Source organism: Streptococcus intestinihominis (assembly GCF_046824975.1).
Lineage (GTDB): Bacteria > Bacillota > Bacilli > Lactobacillales > Streptococcaceae > Streptococcus.
Map to the genome: position 1 here is coordinate 86,343 of NZ_JBKQBL010000006.1, position 2,417 is coordinate 88,759.

Here is a 2,417-nt window from a genome sequence, read left to right on the forward strand (position 1 = left end):
CTACGAAAGCTCCACCAAAAGCAAGAGCGAAGAAAACTGGGAGAGCTCGAGAAAGAGCCCAAGGAATCGCTCCAAGAAGGTAGTTGCGTTCAATACCTTTGTAGTCAAAGCGGTCGATTGCAGCATCTACACGGTGAGCGAAGTAAGTTGTAGTCATACGACCAAGAATATCAAAGTATGTCAACAAAGTTGCTACCGGCACAGCGATTGTAGCAATAGCAAGCTCTGGATCAATCCCTTGTGCTACTGAGAAGGCAGTCGCAAGAACGGCACCAGAAGTAGCGTCAATACGAGAAGCTCCACCGAAAGTACCAACACCGAGCACTGTCAATTGAAGAGAAGCTCCGATAAATAGACCTGTCTTTAAATCCCCCATGACAAGTCCTGTAATGAAACCAGCAAAGACTGGTGAGCCTGCTGATGAAACAATCGTCAACTCATCACAGATTTGATAAGCTGAGTACAAAGTAAGTAGTAAAATTTGCCACCATTGTATCATGACAATTTCCTCCTAAAATTTTTCTTTTTTATTTATAAACTATTTGAGCAACTTCAAGAAGTCTTCAATTGGATCATTTGGAACCATTTGAGCAGTTAGCTTAACTCCTTTTTCAGCTAGCTTGTGGAAAGCTTCCACATCAGCATCCACTACGTTGATCGAACGAGTAATCGGACGGGTTTCGTCTGATTGAGACATGTTCCCAACGTTTAAGGTTTCAAGTGGCACACCTGCTTCTACCAAACCGAGGAAGCGGTCTGGCTTGCGAGCTACGATGAAGAGACGTTGGCTGTCATATTTTCCAGCCAAGATATTTTCTGCAGCCTTTGCTACTGGCAAGATACTGAGCTTGACACCAGGCGGTGTCGCTAGTTTCAAACCACTTTTTTCGATATCATTTTGAGCGACTTCATCATCGATCACCATGATACGTGAAATATTCAGTTTGGTAGTCCAAAGATTGGCTACCTGCCCGTGGATCAAACGTCCATCGATACGGCATCCTACAATAGTCATAAGTTTTCCCCCTTTACTTCTTTGAATGTAGGTTGTGAAACAAGTTTTAAGGTCTCCGTCCAAGTGCCCTCTGTCTCAAAGACGAGGATCTCATTTTCCCCATCTTTGAGAAAACCATGAGGGATGTAGAGGGAGAGTGTTGGACCGACTTCCCAGAAACGACCGATATGGTGGCCATTTACAAGAACGATCCCTTTTCCAAATCCAGTCATATCAAGGAAGGTATCCTCAACCTGATCTAGATGAAAAGCAAATTGATAAAAAGCTGGTTGACCTTCTTGCCATTCTTTTGAAAAATCCAAGCGGTCCAGCTGGCTAAAATCAAGCGCATATTGTTTCCAATGAAGCTTGAAATGAAGATCGATACAAACCCCTGTTCGGATTCCTTTTCGTTGGGTGTCCGCTAAGAGTTTGTGCCCATAATTGACTCTTCCCATGTTTTCGATCAAGAGTTTTAGGTTTGTAATCGTTTTCTTTTTTCCGTTTAAAAAAAGATCTTGACCGATTTCTTCTTGGTATTGAGTGGCGATCAACTGATCATTGGCATAAACCTGTACCCGATCACGCGCATCGATGATACGCAAGCGCTCTTCTTCCGCATCCATTTCCACTTCTGTCTCATAGAGCAGATAGCCTAAAGGATGAGCAATTTCTTCCATGGTCTGTGGGTAAAGACTTTCGGTGACTTGAACAATCTTGTTTAAATTGCCAAACAAACTAGTCTTTTTGGTCAACTCCAATGTTCGTTCAGATAAAGTCGACTTCACAAGCGGATCCATCTGTGGATACTCTGGATAGTAGGTCGCCATCATCTTTTTGACTGCATGGTACTTAGGAGTCGGATTGCCCTGCTCATCTAAGAGAGCATCATAGTCGTAGGATGTCACCTGTGGGAGATCCACAGTCCCTCGTGCTGAGCAACCGTTCATAAATCCAAAGTTGGTCCCACCATGGAACATATAGAGATTGATAGAGCCTTCTTGTAAGACTTCATGGACTGCTTCTGCCAACTCTTCTGGATCTCGCTTGATGATAGGTTCTTTCCACCGATTGAACCAGCCATCCCAAAATTCCATACACATGAGTGGCCACTCTTTGTCATGCTCAGCAAAGAACTCTTTCATCTGAGAGAAGTTGTAATTCGCACGCGAACCAAAATTACCGGTTACAAAGAGTCCATCCTCAATCAAGGTCCCTGCTCGAAGGGTCGCCCTCCAAGGTCCATCAGAGGTGAAGAGTGGACAAGTAATATCCCGCTCAATCATTAGATCTCTGATCGCCCGAAGGTAGGCCTTGTCTTCGCCATAAGAGCCATATTCGTTCTCAACCTGCATCATGAGGATATTGCCCCCACGATCCAATTGGTACTTGGCCACACGTGGCAGGAGCTCGTCGTAATAAC

The 2,417-nt window shown here is 44.4% G+C and carries 3 protein-coding genes; all 3 read right to left on the reverse strand.

The genetic code is table 11. The features are described from left to right. The coding region (locus ACLOR3_RS09310; protein WP_412037166.1) for a PTS sugar transporter subunit IIC at positions 1-499 on the reverse strand (499 nt) is incomplete at its 3' end. 39 nt (positions 500-538) lie between these two features. Next, complete coding sequence (locus ACLOR3_RS09315) at positions 539-1,015, reverse strand: PTS sugar transporter subunit IIB (protein WP_023024885.1); 477 nt, start codon at positions 1,013-1,015, stop codon at positions 539-541. Next, a partial coding sequence (locus ACLOR3_RS09320) for a beta-galactosidase (protein ID WP_412037167.1) occupies positions 1,012-2,417 on the reverse strand: 1,406 nt, incomplete at its 5' end. The genes ACLOR3_RS09315 and ACLOR3_RS09320, both read right to left, overlap by 4 nt.